We start from the raw sequence: 18,394 nt of genomic DNA on the forward strand, positions 1-18,394 counted from the left end.
ATATAAATTAGTAGAGCAAAATAGTAATCTACAAATCTAATAATACTAATAACAAACATATCAATTATAAAGGAGTAACATATGCATATTACATTCCCAAAAGCAAATCTCCAAAAAGCAATCAACGTATTGCAAAAGGTATCTCAAAATAAAACAAGTTCCAACTTACCAGGTGCTATCTACATGACAACAAAAAATGGTCAAGTAGAATTACAAGGTAACGACTTTGAACTCGGCATTCGTTTAACCATCGACGGCGACATTAAAGAACCTGGCACATTAGTTGTAGGTTCCCGCTACTTCCAAGAATTAATTCGCAAATTACCAGGCGATACCATCGAACTTTACAAACCAGAAGATGGCAATTCTTTAACCATCACATCTGGCTCTTCCGAATTCAACTTGGTAACATTGCATCCAGATGATTTCTCCTTAGTTGAACAAATTCACGACCAAGATCATGTAAACATCGATAGCTTTGCAATGAAAGAACTCATCGATTTAACAAACTACGCAGCTGCTACAGACGAAGATCGTCCTGTATTTACTGGTGCTCTTCTTGAAATCAAAGAAAATGAAGTAACAATGGTTGCTACTGATACACACCGCATGGCTGTTAAAAAAATTACTATCGATGAACCAGCAACTACACCAATGCGCGCTATCATTCCTACAAAAACTTTAGCTGAAGTATCTCGTTTGTTACCAACAGATAATCCAGCGATGATCAACATCATTTGGAATCGCACACAAATCGTGTTCAACTTTGAATCTATTTATATTATTTCTCGTTTGATCGAAGGTACTTACCCTGAATATGAAAAGGTAATTCCTTCCCAATTCGACTCTAGCGCTGTTATCGACCGTCGCGAATTCGCTGGTGCCGTTGACCGTGTATCCTTATTGGCTAAAGATATCAGTTATAACGTAATTCGTTATGATTGGGCTGAAAGCAATGTAACATTATCTACTCAAAATACTGAAATTGGTATGGCTAAAGAAGACGTAGCTGTTGAATTTAAAGGCACACCTTTCACAATCTCCTTCAATGGTCGCTACATCTCCGACATCTTGCGACACAGCACAGGCGACAACATCCACTTGTTCTTAAAACAAAACGGTCCTGTTGTTATTCGCCAAGACAATAATCCGAACTATACATACGTAGTAACACCAGTTCGTACGAATGCATAACTGATAAAAATATCAGAATTCTGTATATTTTACTGAATTAATATACATATTTTTATTAGGTAATGATGATTAAAAGTCATCGTTACCTAATTCCCATATAGTTATAAATTGTCCACTATAGGAGGACGTTATGAAAGAGCAACAGCAGGTACCCATTCATACGGAGTACATTCAAATTGATCAGTTGTTGAAGTTAGAAGGCATCATTGAAACAGGTGGTCAAATTAAATCCTTTATCGAAGAAGGTATCCTTACTTTGAATGGTCAAGTTGTCACAGAAAAGCGCAAGAAATGCCGCGTTGGCGATGTGATTTCTTGCGAAGGTCTTGATGTAGATCTAGTAATTACTCAAGAGGAGGCTTAATCGGTGAGAATTGACTCACTGCAATTATTCCAGTTTCGTAATTACAAGGATGTAACGATTCAGTTTAATCCTGAGATTATCGTTTTGCATGGCACTAATGGGGCTGGTAAGACGAATATCCTCGAGTCCATTTATGTGGGTACCATTGGTAAAAGCCATCGGACCAACGATACGTCAGATATGCTCATGTTTAATGCTGAGGAAGCTGGCATTGTAGTCAAATTCGAGAAAAAGGATACGCCACAAAAGGTAAATATCAAGTTATTCCGCCAAGGCCCTAAGGATATTCGATTAAACGATACTAAAATATCTCAAAAAGAATTGATTGGTACATTAAATACAGTTATATTCTGTCCTGAAGATTTACAACTTATCAAGGGGACTCCGTCGGGACGTAGACGTTTTCTCGATATGGAAATCTCTCAGACTAGCGCCACCTATTATCATCAGTTGATGCAGTATAATCGGTTATTACAGCAGCGCAATGCGATTCTTAAAGAATATAGAGGAAAGCAAAATATTCCTCTTGAAGAATGGGATTTGCAATTAGCCGATATGGCGAGCTTTATCGTAAAGAAACGGTTAGAGAGCTTGAAGAAAATTAACCTTCTCATCGACTTGATGAACCGTAAATTGACTGGTGGTCTCGAGAATTTAACCATCGGTTATGAACAGCCGTATATGGACAATGGTTCATTAGAATATACAAAGGAAGGATTTTACGAGCGCATCAAGGCAGCATTGCCGCAGGATCGTCATCGGATGACCACCAGCGTAGGTCCTCACCGCGATGATTTACGATTCTTCTCTGATGCGATGGATTTAAAGAAATTTGGATCCCAAGGACAGCAACGAACTGCTGTATTATCCTTAAAGTTGAGTGAGCTTGAGTTTATCAAGTCCGAGGTTGGGGAATATCCAGTTTTGTTATTGGATGATGTATTGAGCGAACTTGATGAGTCGAGACGAGCGAATTTATTGCAGTTTATTCATAAACGTATTCAAACATTTATTACTACTACAGATATTCACGATTTTAAAGATTTGAAATCTGTTCAATTTATTTCTTGTGAAGGGGGAAAGGTTCAGTATGGACAGCCTTGATCTTTGTTTACCAAAGGCCTTATCAAAACTGAATTTACTGGAACAATATAAATTAAATACCCTCGTTCACAAGTGGCGTGATGTAGTGGGCGATGTCATTGCAGATCATACGAAAATTGTATCTATCAAGCCTCCAGACATGGTTATTAGTGCAGATAACTCCATGTGGATGCAAGAACTACAGATGCAAAAACGTCGTATCATTGAGTCTGTTAACAAGTATTACCATCAAGAGGTAATCAAAGATATTCGCTTTATTATGAAACGTCAGAGCTATGTGAAAGCTAATACTGATACATCGATTTCATTGCCTGATGAACAGATTATTACAAAACGTATTAATTTCGCAGATATTGTGCTTTCAAAAGAAGACGTAGATGCCATCGATAAGTCGTTAGAACAAACGGATAACGAAGAATTACGAGCTGCTTTCAGAAAAGTGCAAATTACGGCTCGAAAGCGTGAAATCTATTTAGAGCAGCATGGTTATCATCGTTGTGGTCGATGTGGCATGCATATGGAATCTAAACGGGACATCTGTCCTACTTGCGAATATGAATTGCATCGAAAACATATTAAGGACATTAAGTCTGTCATTCGAAAATATCCGTACTTTAAATACAGCGACTGTCAGCAATTCATACAATGTACCTTCCCAGACTTTGCAGAAGCGATGCGGGAATCCATATACTTTTACCTAGATAAAATTTACAAAGGATCTATCAATCGCCGTCATATGTATATGGTGGCCATGCTCATCACCCATAAGAAACCTGATGAGCTAACGGATCAACATGTTATCAATTTGTGCAATAAATATCGGTCTAAGTTCCTTGCTGAAGAAGAACAGCGCAAAATTGATGCCCTTAATGGGACATTAGAAAAGTAGAGGGGGCATTCCTATGTACGTTCATATTGGGGATACCGTTTCCGTGCCTATTGAATCCATCATTACCATGGTGCACGCCAAGGGCGGAAAGTCCCATAAAAGTCCTATTCATCACTATGAAACGCTAGAGTATATCGCCATGGTACCAGAGGAGCAAATCAAGACTTATGTAGTCACTGATGATTGCGTTTATGGATCTGGTATTAGCATTAAGACTTTAATGAGACGAATTGATGAGTTTTATAGTATAATAAAGAGATAAGATTTATTCTGTACATGTGTTGTACCAAATTTCAATCCAGTACAGTGTGATAGATTGTTAGGAGGAGTTTGTTTCATGCCTGAAGAAAATTATGGCGCTCAGAATATACAGGTTCTTGAGGGTCTTGACGCGGTACGTAAACGTCCTGGTATGTACATTGGTAGTACGTCCATTCGCGGTTTACATCACCTCGTTTATGAAGTAGTAGATAACTCTGTAGACGAAGCGCTTGCAGGTTACGCTACACATATCGAAGTATCCATTAATGAAGATAACAGCATCACTGTTGTTGATGATGGTCGTGGTATCCCTACAGGGATGCATGAATCCGGTATGTCTGCGGTAGAGTTAGTATTAACAAAATTGCATGCTGGCGGTAAATTCGGCGGTGGCGGCTACAAGGTATCTGGTGGTCTTCACGGCGTAGGTATTTCCGTAGTAAATGCGTTGAGTGAATGGACTAAGGTTCAAGTAGCTCAAAACGGTATCATTCAAGAGATTACATTCGCTCGTGGTCATAAGACTTCTGAGTTACATGAAATCGGCAAGGCAGAAGGTACTGGTACTACAGTTATCTTCAAGCCAGATGCTGAAATCTTTGAAACTACAGTATTCAACTTTGATACATTGAAAATTCGTTTACAAGAATTGGCATTCCTTAATAAAGGTCTTCGCATTACATTGAGCGATTTGCGCCAAGAGGAACCTCGTGTTGAAAGCTTCCATTACGAAGGTGGTTTGAGTTCTTTCATTGCCTTCTTAAACGAAAATAAAGAAGTAGTAAATCCAACTGTAATTTATATTGAAAATACAAAAGATGACGTAGTTGTAGACGTAGCGTTGCAATATAACGATAGCTACAGCGAAAACTTGTTGTCCTTCGTAAATAACATCAACACTGTTGACGGTGGTACTCACCTTTCTGGTTTCCGTGCTGCCTTGACTCGTACCCTCAATGATTATGGTCGTAAATCTGGCTTAATCAAGGAAAATGAGTCCAACCTTTCCGGTGAAGACGTACGTGAAGGTTTGACAGCTGTTGTATCTGTAAAAGTATTGGAACCTCAATTTGAAGGCCAAACAAAAACTAAACTTGGTAATAGCGAAGTTAAAGGTATTACAGATGTTATCGTATCTGAAGGTCTTAGAACATTCTTCGAAGAACATCCTCAAGATGCGAAGAAAATCATCGAAAAAGCAACAATGGCAAGCCGTGCTCGTGAGGCCGCTCGTAAAGCCCGCGATTTAACTCGCCGTAAAAATGCGTTGGAAGTATCTAGCCTTCCTGGTAAATTGGCAGATTGCTCCGAAAAAGATACATCTATGACTGAAATTTATCTAGTCGAAGGTGACTCTGCGGGCGGTTCTGCAAAACAAGGTCGTGACCGTCGTTACCAAGCGATTTTGCCATTGCGTGGTAAGATTCTTAACGTAGAAAAAGCGCGCCTTGATAAGATTTTAGCGAATAACGAAATTCGTTCCATGATTACCGCTTTCGGTACTGGCATTGGTGAAGAATTCGATATTACAAAATCTCGTTATAACAAGATTATTATCATGACAGATGCGGACGTTGATGGTGCTCATATCCGTACCTTGTTATTAACATTCTTCTACCGCTATATGAAACCATTGGTAGAGGAAGGCCATATTTACATTGCACAACCACCGTTGTACCAAATCAAGAAGGGTAAATCCCACTGGTATGTATACTCTGATGCAGAGCTTACAGCTAAACTTGATGAAGTAGGCCGCGATGGTATTACAATTCAACGTTACAAAGGTTTAGGTGAAATGAATCCTGAACAATTATGGGAAACTACAATGAACCCTGAAAACCGTACGATTTTACAAGTTAGTTTGGAAGATTCCATCGAAGCTGATAAAATATTTACCGTTCTCATGGGCGATAAAGTAGAACCTCGTCGTAAATTTATTGAAGATAACGCAAAATACGTGCGTAATCTAGATTTGTAAGAGGTGACCCATGGCTGAAAATCAAAATAATAACGTAGAGTTTACCTCTAATAAAGATCAACATTTAAAACGTTCCCTAAAGGCGCGTCATATGAATATGATCGCTTTAGGTGGCGCTATCGGTACCGGCTTATTCGTAGCTGGTGGTGAAGTTGTAAGTACAGCAGGCCCTGGTGGTGCGCTTGTAGCTTACGGTCTCATCGGTATCATGGTGTACTTCCTCATGACATCTCTTGGTGAAATGGCGACGTACTTGCCGATTCCTGGTTCCTTCGGGACTTATGCAAAACGCTATGTAGACCCAGCCTTTGGTTTTGCTTTAGGTTGGAACTACTGGTTTAACTGGGCTATTACATTGGCTGCTGAAGTTTTAGCAGGGGCGCTCATCATGAAATATTGGTTCCCTGATGTGCCTGCCATTGTATGGTCTGCTCTGTTCTTGCTCGTTTTATTCGGATTGAACTATTTATCCACACGTTCCTTTGGTGAAAGTGAATATGTATTCTCTAGCATCAAGGTTATTACTGTATTCGTATTCCTGTTCTGTGGTTTTATGCTTATCTTTGGCATTGGCGGCACATCTCCAGGATTTGCGAACTGGACAGTAGGGGAAGCACCATTCGTAGGTGGTTGGGAATCTATCCTCGCTATCTTCATGGTGGCTGGTTTCTCCTTCCAAGGTACTGAGCTTATCGGCGTAGCCGCTGGTGAAGCAGAAGACCCTGAAAAGAACGTGCCAAAAGCGATTAATACAATCTTCTGGCGTATTCTATTGTTCTATATCGGTGCTTTCATAGTTATCGGTTTCTTAATTCCGTATACTGATCCAAATCTATTGAATTCTAGTGTAGAGAATGTATCTATTTCTCCATTTACACTCGTATTCGACCGCTTTGGTTTTGCCTTTGCTGCTAGCTTTATCAATGCTATCATCTTAACGGCAGTACTCAGTGCTGGTAACTCTGGTCTCTATTCTTCTACGCGTATGCTGTATGCACTTGCTAAAGAAGGACAAGCACCAAAAATCTTTGGTAAGCTTAATAAACGTGGTGTTCCAGTGCCAGCGTTAATTTTAACTACAGCAATCGGTTTATTTGCATTCCTTACAAGCTTCATCGGCGAAGGTACTGCATATACTTGGATTGTTAATATCTCCGGTCTTTGCGGCTTTATCGCATGGGTTGGTATCGCTGTATCTCACTATCGCTTCCGTCGTGCCTTCATTGCACAAGGTAGAGATCTTAAAGAATTACCTTACAAAGCGTGGTTGTTCCCAATTGGCCCAATCTTGGCGTTCATCCTTTGCGTCATCATCATTGCTGGTCAAAACTACTCCGCTTTCACAGGCGATACAATCGACTGGTACGGCGTATCCGTTGCGTACATCGGATTGCCAATCTTCTTCGCAGTATACTTAGGTTACAAATATATCAAGAAAACAAAACTTGTTCCATTGAAAGAAGTTAACCTAGACCGCGATTTTGATCGATAAAAACATATAATTAGACCTGTTCATTATGAATGTAGTGAGCAGGTCTTTTTTTGTAATTGTATTTTTGTGAAAGCCTTGCTATAATTAATCAAAATGTATTGTAGTCAATTAGAGAGGATACAATTATGATTATTACCACAACTATGCATATTGAAAACAAACCTGTACAAGAGTACAAAGGTATTGTATTTGGTGAAGTAGTAGAAGGTCGTAACTTTGTGAAAGACTTTATGTCTGGTATTCGAGATATCGTTGGTGGCCGTAGCGGCAGCTATGAAGATTCTTTGATGAGTGCCCGTCAAGCAGCTCTTGATGAAATGTCTCAACGCGCTTCTAAATTGGGTGCTAATGCTATTATTGGCGTATCCTTCCAATATAGCACTGTAGGTGCACAAAACGGCATGCTCATGATTACATGCAATGGTACAGCTGTTGTAGTTTAATAATTAATTGACTATGTCAGATATAATTATTAATATAATCCTAAGGGAAATAAGTAAGTTGCAATGTATTCTTGTGACTAAAAAACAGCAGGCTTTAGTCCTGCTGTTTTTTTATGTTATTTATTTATAAAGAAATCCCCTAATCAATGTGTAAGCGAGATAGCTTTCACAAAGAATAGGGGATTTTTATTTAGAAAATAAAGGTACTAATGAATCGTAGCTTTTATTGGGCGATTGTACCTATTTTATCTTATACCATGTTGCATACATGACTGGTAGTACGATAAGTGTTAGAACTGTTGCCACTAGTAAGCCGCCGCTAAAGGCGATAGCAAGTGGGCTCCAGAATACAGATCCCATAAGAGGAATCATGCCCAAAATCGCTGCGATAGCGGTGAGCATGATCGAACGGAAACGAAGTGTAGCGGAGTTGATAATCGCTTCAAGTGGTTTTTGTCCTTCTGCTTTGTGGATTTCAATTTGGTCTAACAAGATAATGGAGTTACGGATGATCATACCCGAAAGGGCGATGATACCTAGAATAGCCATAAAGCCCAATGGCGTTCTCGTAATATTCAGAGCTAATACGACGCCGATTAATCCGAGAGGCGCTGTGAGCAAGGCCATAAACATGAGGGCGATACGCTTTAATTGGAACATGAGGATTGTCATGATCACAAAGAGCATAATCGGCATTGGTGTTAACAGATTTTGTACAGCTGTTACGCTCTTTTCAGCTGCCCCATCAAGTTCAATGGTATATCCTGTAGGCAAGGAATCGCGAATGTCTTGTAAGGATTTATATACCTCTTTTGTTTTCGCATTGCCTAGGACGCCAGCATTTACATTAGCGTGAATGCTGATGGTTGGCATCATGTTGCGATGCCAGATGATACCATCCTCTTGGGTCATGGTGATGGTTGCAATTTGGCTAAGCGGTACATAGGAACCATTGCCTGTTTGAATTGGTAAGGAGGACAGAGCACTTAAGTTGTGTTGTTCATTATCTCCTAAGCGGAATGTCACAGGAATTGTTTGGTTACCTTCGTAGTATTCTCCAGATTTTGTACCGGATAATAAACTTTGCAAGTGTAAGGATACGGCATAGCTATCGATACCGAGTAAGCGAGCTTTGTTAGGATCGATATGAATATTGGCTACTGGTTCCGTATCTGGCCAGTCAAAGGCTATGTTATGCAAATCCTTATCGCCTTGCATCTTATCTTTTACCTTGTTGGCAATTTCTTTTACCACCTTTTGATCAGGTCCAGAAACGCGGAGCATAACTGGATATTTGGATGGTGGACCAATTTGTAAGAACTGCGTATTTACGAGGGCAGATGGGAATTCTTCATTTAAGTATGGCGTCAATTCATTGTATAGTTTATCGCGATCCTCTAAGGATTTAGTAACGATAACGTACTGCAAGAAATTGTTCCGTTGCAATTCCGGTTCCAAGGTGAGAACGAAACGAGGAGAACCTTGTCCTATATAGGATGTAAAGGTCGAAATGTGTTCGTTACCTTGTAAATGTTCATCGATGATTTTTGCTTGATTTGCAGTGTATTCAATGGATGAACTTTGAGGAAATTGCATGGATACGATGATTTCATTACGCGTTGATGATGGGAAAAATTCCTGCTTGATTAATGGTAGTGAAAGTAGAGACAACACAAAGGCACCTAAGGTGATGAGTAATACTACCTTATGATGACCTAGAGCCCAATGTAACAGTCTTTCAAACTTATCATAGAATGTAACACTGAGATTGTGCATGATATGGTCTCGTTTGGTCCATTCGGATTCAGGTTTTGGAGCCTTGTTTTCTATGATTTTATAGCCGAGAACAGGGCTGACGAGAACAGAGGCGAACCAAGATAGGATGAGAGCCATAAATACAACGATGGATAGAGATTTTGTAAACTCTGCTACCATACCTTGTGCTAATGCTAATGGCAAGAAGCCAGCACAGGTAATGAGCGTACCAGATAGCATAGGGAATGCTGTTGATTGGTAAGCAAAGGTAGCAGATCTAAAGTGACCCCAACCTTCTTCGAGCTTAACGCTCATCATTTCTACAACGATAATGGCATCATCTACGAGAAGGCCTAGCGATAAGATAAGAGCCCCAAGGCTAACCTTGTGCAAGTAAATACCCGCTTCATACATCAAAATGAACGTTGTAGACACAACAACTGGAATGGTGAGGGCTACGACTACACCTGTACGTAAGCCAAGAGATGCAAAGCTTACAAGCAATACTATGGCGATGGCTTCAAATAGAGATTGAGAGAAATCGCCGATAGATTCCTTAACAATATGAGGCTGATTAGATACTTGATTGAGTTCGAGGCCTGCAGGTATGGTTTTCTTCAACTCTACTAGCTTTTTATCGATAGCTTCACCAAATTCTACATTGTTAGCCCCTGCATCCATGGAGATGGCAATACCTATAGCTGGCTTGCCTTCATAGTAGAATTGAGGAGCACTAGGATCTTGGTAGGACATGGTTACATCAGCCATGTCGCCGAGGCGCAAGGTTTGATTATTAATGCGAATTGGCATATCTTGTACGGCTTGCGGACTATCGAATAGACCGTTTACTCGAAGATATACATTATTTGTATCCGTCGTAATCATACCAGCTGGCACCATCATACTTTGCTGTTTGATAGCTGTTAACAGCTGTTGTGTACTGATTTTATAGGATGCTAATTTATCCTTATTAATCGTTACATTAAGGGTTTGTTGTTGAACCCCAATAAGGCTGATTTTCTTAACGTTTGGAACAGATAAAAGCTGACGTTTTAAGTCTTCTGCTTGTTGACGCTTTTCTTCATAGGAGAATTCATCGCCGCTAATGGCGTAGATAATGCCGTATACATCATCGAATCTATCGTTGATGGTAGGGCCTTGAACGCCTTGCGGCAGTGATTTCCATTCGTCGTTAATCATGTTCCGCGCTTCTTCCCAAGCGGGACGGATTTTATCAGATGGTAGGTTTTCTTTCAGATTAATATAAATAACTGATTTGCTGCCATCTGTGAAAGATTTTGTATAATCCACGCCCGGAAGATCGCGCAGTTTTTCTTCTAATTTGTCCGTTACTTGATCCGACATTTCTTGTGGGGAAGCCCCCGGCCAAGCAACGCCGACCACCATAGTGCGCATTGTAAAGTCTGGGTCTTCCATACGCCCCATGTGGTTGTATGAGAAGATACCAAAGGTGAGGAGCACAGCCATGAAGTAGTAGATAATGGACTTATGTTTGAGGGCCCATTCGGCTAAGTTAAATTGTTTCATTGACTAACCGCCGTCCCTTCTTGTAATTGTTGGGTACCTGCGGTGATGACAATGTCACCCTTAGCTAAACCAGATGTAACGATGACGGAGTTTTTACCGAACTCACCAGTCTTAATAGGAACGAGATGAGCCTTCTTATCGCGGATAATATACACTGCATTATTGCCATTAGAATCTTTTACAAGAGCCGTCAATGGAATAGAAATATTGGTGCTATCTGTGGTAGATAGATTTGCATTGACCGTCATGCCTAGCTGTACCTCTTTAGGTGGATTTTGTAATGTAATTTTTACAGTATATGTTCTGGCCACAGGGTCAGGAACTGGTGAAATTTCTCGCACCACACCTTGTACAGTTACATCTGGTAGAGCCCAGAATGTAATATTGGCAGGGCTGCCCACATGAACCTTGGTCATTTCTTGTTCGGGAAGGGCAATGACTGCTTCTGGGTCGTGACCGGCCGCTAAGGTGCCAACGCTTTGACCGGCAGCTACGACTTGGCCTGCTTCAATATTGAAAGCAGTAATAATACCTGTATCAGGGGCCGTCAAATTGGTATAGCTATTTTGATTGCTACTCAAGTTGAGGCTGGCCTGTGCTTGTTGTAATTGAGCAGATGTGGCATTCAATTGGTTTTCTGCTTGATCTAATTGCAACTTACTAATCGCTTGTTGAGCATAGAGCTCGCGATATCGTTTCGCATTGGTTTCTGCTAATTCATAGGCCGATTGAGCAGCTTTCACAGCACCCTCAGCATTTTGTACTTGAGCTGATGTATCTGAACCATTAATTTGAGCAATTACTTGGCCTGCTTGTACAGTATCACCGACATTGACAAATTTGTTGATGACGCGACCCCCAATTTGAAAGGCTAAGTTTGTTTCCGTTTTATTATGGATAGTGCCTGCATAGCCAGCACTAGTAGTACCAGATTCTTCACCGATGGTGATGGTGCGCACCTTGAGGCTAGTATCCTCAGATTGCTTTTCAGATCCGCAACCACTGATTATAGCAGTTCCTATTAAAAGGGCTCCTATGGTTGCTATGACTTTTTGATTCATAGAATCTCTCCTTTATACCACACATAAGCCCTATGACGCAGAACTACACATTAGTAATCATAGGACTATATATTTTATGAAAGTAACTCTATTTTAGCCATTAGAGTTATTTTAGATAATAGCTCTATTAGGTCTAATTATATATTTTATACAATTTAATAATACTATATTTATATGTAAACGGCTAGGGGGTATACAAAAAAGTGAGTCCTCCATAGGAGAACTCACTCTTTATATATCTACAATGCTCATAAATCTATAAGTTAGTAGGTATTAATCTTTTTCTTCTATTTCTTGTACTACGATAGGTTCTTCATAGGTTACAAGAATCTTGTCGATACGGGTGTTATCCATATCTACTACTTCAAAGGTATAGCCATTCCATTTTGCTTTGTCTAATTCTTTTGGAATGCGACCAAAGAGAACGTTTAATAGACCGCCCATTGTTTTGTACAAGTCTTTTTCCTCGCCTGGTAATTCTTCATCGATGTGGAAGAATTCTTTGAATTCGTCTACGTCGAGAAGTCCATCTACAAGCCAGGAGCCGTCTTCACGTTCGATGATTTTATTTTCTTCTTCCTTAATTTCTTCTTCACCGGAAGGCATGAGACCTACGATTTCTTCCATGATGTCATGTAAGGTTACAAGACCGCTGAAACCACCGTACTCGTCGAGAACGATCGTTTCGTGAACGCCTTCTGTACGGAGTACATTCAATAATTTCATAAGCGTAATGGATTCTGGAATGAGTAATGGTTCTTTCAAACAAGATTCAATAATATCATGAATAGAGCGTTCGCTAGGACGTTGCATGATTTGTACCAATACATCAGATACGGTAATGAGACCTTTTAGTTCGTCCAAGGAATCGGTACCTACAGGGATGCGGTAATGATTGGCATTTTTGAGGACTTCCATAATTTCGTCCTCTGTGCCATTAAGGTCGATCCATTTTAGCTGCGTACGAGGTGTCATGATGTCACCAGCGTTCATATCTGCTAGGTGGAAGATATTTTCCACGAGGATAGGTTCCTCTTCTTCATACGCACCCATAGCAACGCCTTCGGTAAGCATCTTGTTAATTTCGGATTCTGTAACAGGCGCCTCTTCTTTCACAGTCACACCTAGTAATTTTAAGAGGAATTCTGTGGAAACACCGAGGAAGCTAACGATAGGTTTCAATGCTACAGATAACCAATAAATCGGTTTAGATACAACAACAGCAATGCTTTCAGGACTATTTAAAGCCAATCGTTTTGGCACGAGCTCGCCAATAACGAGGGATAAATAGGTGATGATAGCAACGATGAGTAAGGAACTAATGGATGCTGCATAAGGCTCAATACTTGGAATATTAGCTACTAAAATCTCTTCTAATGGACCAGAGAAGGTCGCACCAGAATATAAACCAGTTAAAATACCAACGAGAGTAATACCAATTTGAATAGTAGAAAACATGTTATTTGGATTCTCTGCTAATTCAAAGGCTTTTTTAGCACGCTCATTGCCTGCCTCTGCCATTTCTTCGAGTTTACGTTTTTTAGCATTGACGATAGCCAATTCCGTCATAGAAAATAAGCCGTTTGCTATGATTAATACGACGATAATTATAAAATCTAAGGTCAGATCACTGTCCATGTAAGTAGACACTCCTTTTTAATGACATATCATTCTGCACATGAGAATATTGAAATATTACTCTTTAGTATACCATATTAGCATCAATAAATGTTTGACACAATAAAAGCACCCAAAAGGGTGCTTTTATTGTATACTATAGGTGTTACTGCCCCAGACTGGTAACAGAAAGGGGGTGAAAACGTGTTTGACACTTTGATTTCCTTAATAGTATCCATCGTAGCAGGTGTAACCTGTCACTACATCTGCAAGTGGCTAGATAGATACTTTCGTCAGTAACTAGCACAAAAAAAGGAGGGCCGCCACCCTCCTTTTTTGTTTGCGTGAAAACGTGTCTCACATTGACTTCCTTTGTCATATATTATGATACATGATTACCTTTAATTTGTAAATATTGCTCTAATAAGGGTATAGTATATATAAATATCAATTTAGTATTAAAAATAGGTCATACAATTGGGAACTCATGATGGGATTAGATATATGACAAGTGAACAGGAATGGGAACAGGTTTTACAAATAAAAACAGCCGGTCGTGATGATAGTCGGTCCGATACGGAGCATCATCCTTATGAGCCGACAGATTATTGCGTCTTAGAGCGGTTGGCGAACAGCGGTCATATTCGCAAGAAACATACTCTCATCGATTATGGCAGTGGCAAGGGCCGTGTTAGCATTTTTATGGCTTACCAAACGGGCTGTCACTCTATCGGCATCGAATACGATGAACGATTGTATGAAAAGGCTCTTACCAATGGTGAAAGCCCAGCAGCTCGCAATCGTGTAAGTTTTGTGCTAGGTGATGCGGCGCTTTATGAATTGCCAGATCAAGCAGATTGTTGCTTTTTCTTTAATCCCTTTGCACTCCATACGATTAAGCGCGTTCTAGGAAATATTTTTGATTCCCTGTATCATCATCCGCGTGAAATTAAACTATTTTTCTACTATGTTAACGAAGAGGTAGAAAACTTCTTAAATAACCATGTGCGATTGGAACAGGAAGAACCTATCGATTGTAGCGATTTATTTGAAGAAAGCGATGAAAAGGAACGAATTTTAGTATATGAGGTTTTATTCTATTTTTAAGGCACTTTCACCTAGATTATTAAGGAAAAAGCAGATAAATTCTGATATAATAATATATTAGAGATTATAAAATCAAATTATTTTTTATGGTTCTATACATTGATTCGTATGCGCTAATGGAGTGGATAGGGCTGAGTGTATTGAAGACTGGAGGTACCCGTGGAAATCATCGATACAGCATTGATTGAACGTATTCGCAAGGCCTTAATTAAACGTTATGATCGAGATCAACAAATTCAACAAATGATTGAAGAAATTGGTGCCGAAGAGGGACTCAATGAAACTGAATTGGCTATTGTTTACCAAGCTTATTTAGAGGTTAAGGAACGCATATACTATACATCCTCTCTCGTTGATTTGTGGAATCAAATTGAAGAGGTTCAAAAACGGATGTCTATGTTGCATACCTATGATTCTCTTGAGGAGGATTTGTTCGGCAATGTGTTAGGCGACGATAAAGAGAATATCATCATTTCTGATGGATCTTATCTTGGCAAGGGTGCTAGTCATAATAATGATGTATACGCTATGGAACAGGTCCAATTATCGGATATTCCTGTGCAGCATGATTCTACAGTGGGCATGAACCATATTAAATTGAACGAATTGCATTCTATGGGCGGTCTTTTTACAGGATCTGGTGAAAGCTCCCAACATGAGATATCGGACCTTGATGAAGACATTGTAGAGCATATGGATGTAAATCCATTAGAAGGTGTGGAAAGCTTAGAAGTCCATCACTTAGATGAAGAAAATCCATTTGATGTGGAAAACTCGGTATTACTTTCAAAATTTAAAGATACAGAAACATCCCATACAAATGAGGATGCATCTAGTAAAAAAGATGATATAAATGAAAATGATATGTCCTCTATTGATCCATATACAGCGGTAAATGCATTGTTATTTGGAAAAGCTGGTTTGGAGTCAGATAAAGCCAATAAGAAGATGGAAAAGCTTCTTAAAAAACAATTGAAACGCGTTGATGATGAATGGGCGCGTATCAATGGAACTGACGATACATCTAAAAAATCTAAGGATTATAAAAAATTAAAAGAAGATAAGAAATTTAAAGAAGATAAGAAATTTAAAGAAGATAAGAAATCTAAGGGTGACAAGAAATCCAAAGAGGATAAAAAGTCCAAAGATGGTAAAAAGTCTAAAGAGGATAAAAAGGACAAAAAACATAAAAAGTCTAAGGAAGACAAACATTCTAAATCCGAAGATAAGTTAAAGAAAAAGAAAGACAAGGCTGAAAAGAAGCTTAAAGTCTTAAATGACAAGTTAAAAACAGTATTTTTGGCGGATACTTTCAAGAAAAAAGATAAGAAGAAAGACAAGAAAAAGGATAAAAAGTCCGAAAAGGATGGTTCCGAAAAAAAGCAAAAACGATAGTTTCCGTATGGAATAGTAAGGCCCATAAGAAGGCTCAGGAGAGTACTAGTGCTGAGAAATCGGCAAGTACTGGAACTATCGACCGTGGATGCGGTAAATGCAAGCGATGTAAGGGACCTAAATGTAAGAAATATCCAACATAATTATAGTTAGGTAATATAGAGTAGTTACGTTATATGAGAACAGTAGGGGTTAATGATGAACCGATGGCAACGATTATTTGAAGGCATACGAACAGAGATTAAGGTGTTTATCTTTTTCTCTGCTTTGTTGACTGCATTTAGAATCGTGTTTCTTGCAGTATTTCAATCACAGCTAGCATCTGTGACGATGGAGAATATCCTTACGTCCTTATGGCTAGGCTTTAGATTGAGTCTCAAGACAGTCGGTTCTTTGTGTTTACTAGGCTTCTTAGGAGGCACATTGGTGCATACCTTTGTACCTAAATGGCCGTCCTTACGCATTAAACAGGTTGTGTATTCCATTGCAACGGTACTGTTGACATTCCTATTTTTAGGCCGCATTCCATTCTACAAAATATTCAATTCCTCTTATAATGCGATGCTCATCAATGGTAAAAACGATGATATCAGCGCCATTGTAAATACGGCGATTAATGAATATAACGCCCTCATGTACATCGTTGGGGCAGTAGTATTGAGCGCAGCCCTATGTTATTTCCTCGTTAAATTCTTGGCGTGGGGTACAAAGAAATATAGTGATTACGCTGATACTCAATTAGTTTGTCCTACTTGGTATCCAAAGACAAAGAAAACGCAGTGGATGACGGGCATTGGGCTCACCGTTGTTATCGGTATACTAGGTCTATTCTTTAGATTTGGTGGTGCTTTTAATTATACAAATTCTATCAACTGGGAAAGTGCGGCACGCCTCAGTTCTAATTTGTTAAACGAGACCATCCTCGACGATGTGCAGGCTCTTTATCGTGTTAAAAGCATTGCAAAACGCGCGGAGGAGTTAGAGGTTATCAACTTAACCCCTCAAGAATTGAGTGAGAAAATCAGTGCCATTGGTGGAACATTTAATGGTAAGGATTTTGATGGTTCTTTCACAAGAACTATTACGACAGAGCGTTTAGCGGAGCAACCACAGTCTATCAATATCGTTCTCGGTGAATCCTATGGTTTGTGGCCATTCCTCAGCGAATATAATGAACCTGGTGCGTACCTTGTTGAACAAGGTCGTAAATATGCTGCCAGTCCTCAAGCGATGAGCACGCAACTCGCTCTTGCCCAAGGTACAGGCACGATGCCTGCTATCAATGGTTTACTCACAGGTATGCCTGACACAGGTCTATATCCTAATTACGAAGGTGAAAGTTTCAAACAACCGTATGGCTTAGGAATTGGTTCTGTTATGAAAAAGCTAGGCTATAAAACTGTATTCTGGTACGGCGGATTTAGTACATGGCAAAACGTGAAGAACTTCACCTTGTCTCAAGGCTTTGACGAATTCCACGATGCGTCTGAAATGCCTAGCGAAGACGGCAATGCGTGGGGTGTAGGCGATAAAGACTTGTTTAAAGCGATTTCTGCGTATATGGATCAACATAGAGGGGAAAAAATCCTCAATGTCATCATGACCACCTCTAATCACCCGCCGTATAGCATCAATGTAGCTAAGGAAGGGTATGATGTGAACAAGGTAAAAGGCCATTTGCCTGATACAATTGCAGAAACTGACAAGCAATTGAACGAAATGGGTCATATTTGGTATGCGGACCATGTGATGGGCGAGTTCATCGCCAGTGAAGAAAAAGCAGATCCTTCTGCACTCTTTGTTATCACTGGGGACCATAGTGAACGATTTACCTTTGCCCGTGAAGTAGGGCCTAATGTGGCATCTACGATTCCGATTATCTTCTACGGTCGCGGTATTCATAAAGACTGGCTTGCTCCTAATGCGTTTGGCATGAGCATTCAAATTATTCCAACCTTGGCAGAACTAGCGGGGCGACCTGGTCAAACCTATGAAGCGATGGTGCCAAGCTTGTTTACACAAGAGGAATTCGTCTTTAACCATAGACTATATCTCGATAACAGTGGAAAAGTTATGGAACAAGGCACAAATATGCCTCAATCCTATGGGGATATGATTAAAAACATGCGCGAACTCGCAGCATGGCGTATCAAACATGGGGATAGTATTCAATAATTTTTGTATAC

Annotated in this window: 14 protein-coding genes; 11 read left to right on the forward strand and 3 right to left on the reverse strand. The window is 39.8% G+C overall.

Annotated elements, in window-relative coordinates:
- Positions 1–81: 81 nt before the first annotated feature.
- From dnaN to O3607_RS08945, 8 genes are all read left to right on the forward strand, one after another.
- The gene (gene dnaN / locus O3607_RS08910; protein ID WP_054747902.1) at positions 82–1,194 is read left to right on the forward strand and encodes a DNA polymerase III subunit beta; all 1,113 of its coding nucleotides are present in this window, start codon (positions 82–84) and stop codon (positions 1,192–1,194) included.
- A 130-nt stretch (positions 1,195–1,324) separates the two neighbouring features.
- The gene (locus tag O3607_RS08915) at positions 1,325–1,558 is read left to right on the forward strand and encodes an RNA-binding S4 domain-containing protein (protein ID WP_119206598.1); all 234 of its coding nucleotides are present in this window, start codon (positions 1,325–1,327) and stop codon (positions 1,556–1,558) included.
- A 3-nt stretch (positions 1,559–1,561) separates the two neighbouring features.
- Entirely contained in the window at positions 1,562–2,662 is a 1,101-nt protein-coding gene (gene recF, locus O3607_RS08920) for a DNA replication/repair protein RecF (RefSeq protein ID WP_005384817.1), read from the forward strand.
- Entirely contained in the window at positions 2,649–3,551 is a 903-nt protein-coding gene (locus tag O3607_RS08925) for a DUF721 domain-containing protein (RefSeq protein ID WP_295819524.1), read from the forward strand. Before recF ends, O3607_RS08925 begins: the two co-directional genes overlap by 14 nt.
- A gap of 13 nt (positions 3,552–3,564) precedes the next feature.
- Positions 3,565–3,813 carry a DUF370 domain-containing protein gene (locus O3607_RS08930; protein ID WP_105086251.1) on the forward strand — a complete coding sequence of 83 codons (249 nt, stop codon included), beginning with the start codon at positions 3,565–3,567 and terminating at the stop codon, positions 3,811–3,813.
- Between the two features lie 75 nt (positions 3,814–3,888).
- A complete protein-coding gene (gyrB, locus tag O3607_RS08935; protein ID WP_371443720.1) occupies positions 3,889–5,790 on the forward strand; it encodes a DNA topoisomerase (ATP-hydrolyzing) subunit B in 1,902 nt (633 codons plus the stop codon).
- Positions 5,791–5,800: 10 nt separating this feature from the next.
- Positions 5,801–7,282, forward strand: coding sequence for an amino acid permease (locus O3607_RS08940; RefSeq protein WP_314363872.1), 1,482 nt, complete (start codon positions 5,801–5,803; stop codon positions 7,280–7,282).
- Positions 7,283–7,407: 125 nt separating this feature from the next.
- Entirely contained in the window at positions 7,408–7,725 is a 318-nt protein-coding gene (locus O3607_RS08945; protein ID WP_024066084.1) for a YbjQ family protein, read from the forward strand.
- 240 nt (positions 7,726–7,965) lie between these two features.
- Here the strand turns inward: O3607_RS08945 and O3607_RS08950 are convergent, their stop codons facing one another.
- The 3 genes from O3607_RS08950 to O3607_RS08960 all read right to left on the reverse strand — a co-directional run bounded on the left by O3607_RS08950 (position 7,966) and on the right by O3607_RS08960 (position 13,727).
- Complete coding sequence (locus O3607_RS08950; RefSeq protein WP_371443721.1) at positions 7,966–11,028, reverse strand: efflux RND transporter permease subunit; 3,063 nt, start codon at positions 11,026–11,028, stop codon at positions 7,966–7,968.
- The gene (locus tag O3607_RS08955; RefSeq protein ID WP_119209020.1) at positions 11,025–12,089 is read right to left on the reverse strand and encodes an efflux RND transporter periplasmic adaptor subunit; all 1,065 of its coding nucleotides are present in this window, start codon (positions 12,087–12,089) and stop codon (positions 11,025–11,027) included. The genes O3607_RS08950 and O3607_RS08955 overlap by 4 nt, the downstream gene beginning before the upstream one ends.
- A 273-nt stretch (positions 12,090–12,362) precedes the next feature.
- Positions 12,363–13,727, reverse strand: coding sequence for a hemolysin family protein (locus O3607_RS08960; RefSeq protein WP_371443722.1), 1,365 nt, complete (start codon positions 13,725–13,727; stop codon positions 12,363–12,365).
- A gap of 483 nt (positions 13,728–14,210) precedes the next feature.
- Here O3607_RS08960 and O3607_RS08965 point away from each other — a divergent pair, with 483 nt between their 5' ends.
- From O3607_RS08965 to O3607_RS08975, 3 genes are all read left to right on the forward strand, one after another.
- The gene (locus tag O3607_RS08965; RefSeq protein ID WP_024065875.1) at positions 14,211–14,813 is read left to right on the forward strand and encodes a bifunctional 2-polyprenyl-6-hydroxyphenol methylase/3-demethylubiquinol 3-O-methyltransferase UbiG; all 603 of its coding nucleotides are present in this window, start codon (positions 14,211–14,213) and stop codon (positions 14,811–14,813) included.
- A gap of 159 nt (positions 14,814–14,972) precedes the next feature.
- Positions 14,973–16,208 carry a transcriptional regulator gene (locus O3607_RS08970; protein ID WP_371443723.1) on the forward strand — a complete coding sequence of 412 codons (1,236 nt, stop codon included), beginning with the start codon at positions 14,973–14,975 and terminating at the stop codon, positions 16,206–16,208.
- A 195-nt stretch (positions 16,209–16,403) separates the two neighbouring features.
- On the forward strand, positions 16,404–18,383 hold the full coding sequence (locus O3607_RS08975) for an LTA synthase family protein (protein WP_371443724.1): 1,980 nt from the start codon (positions 16,404–16,406) through the stop codon (positions 18,381–18,383).
- Positions 18,384–18,394: the final 11 nt, after the last annotated feature.

This window comes from Veillonella sp. 20925_1_51, from assembly GCF_041431445.1.
In the GTDB taxonomy this organism is placed as follows: Bacteria; Bacillota; Negativicutes; order Veillonellales; family Veillonellaceae; genus Veillonella; species Veillonella nakazawae.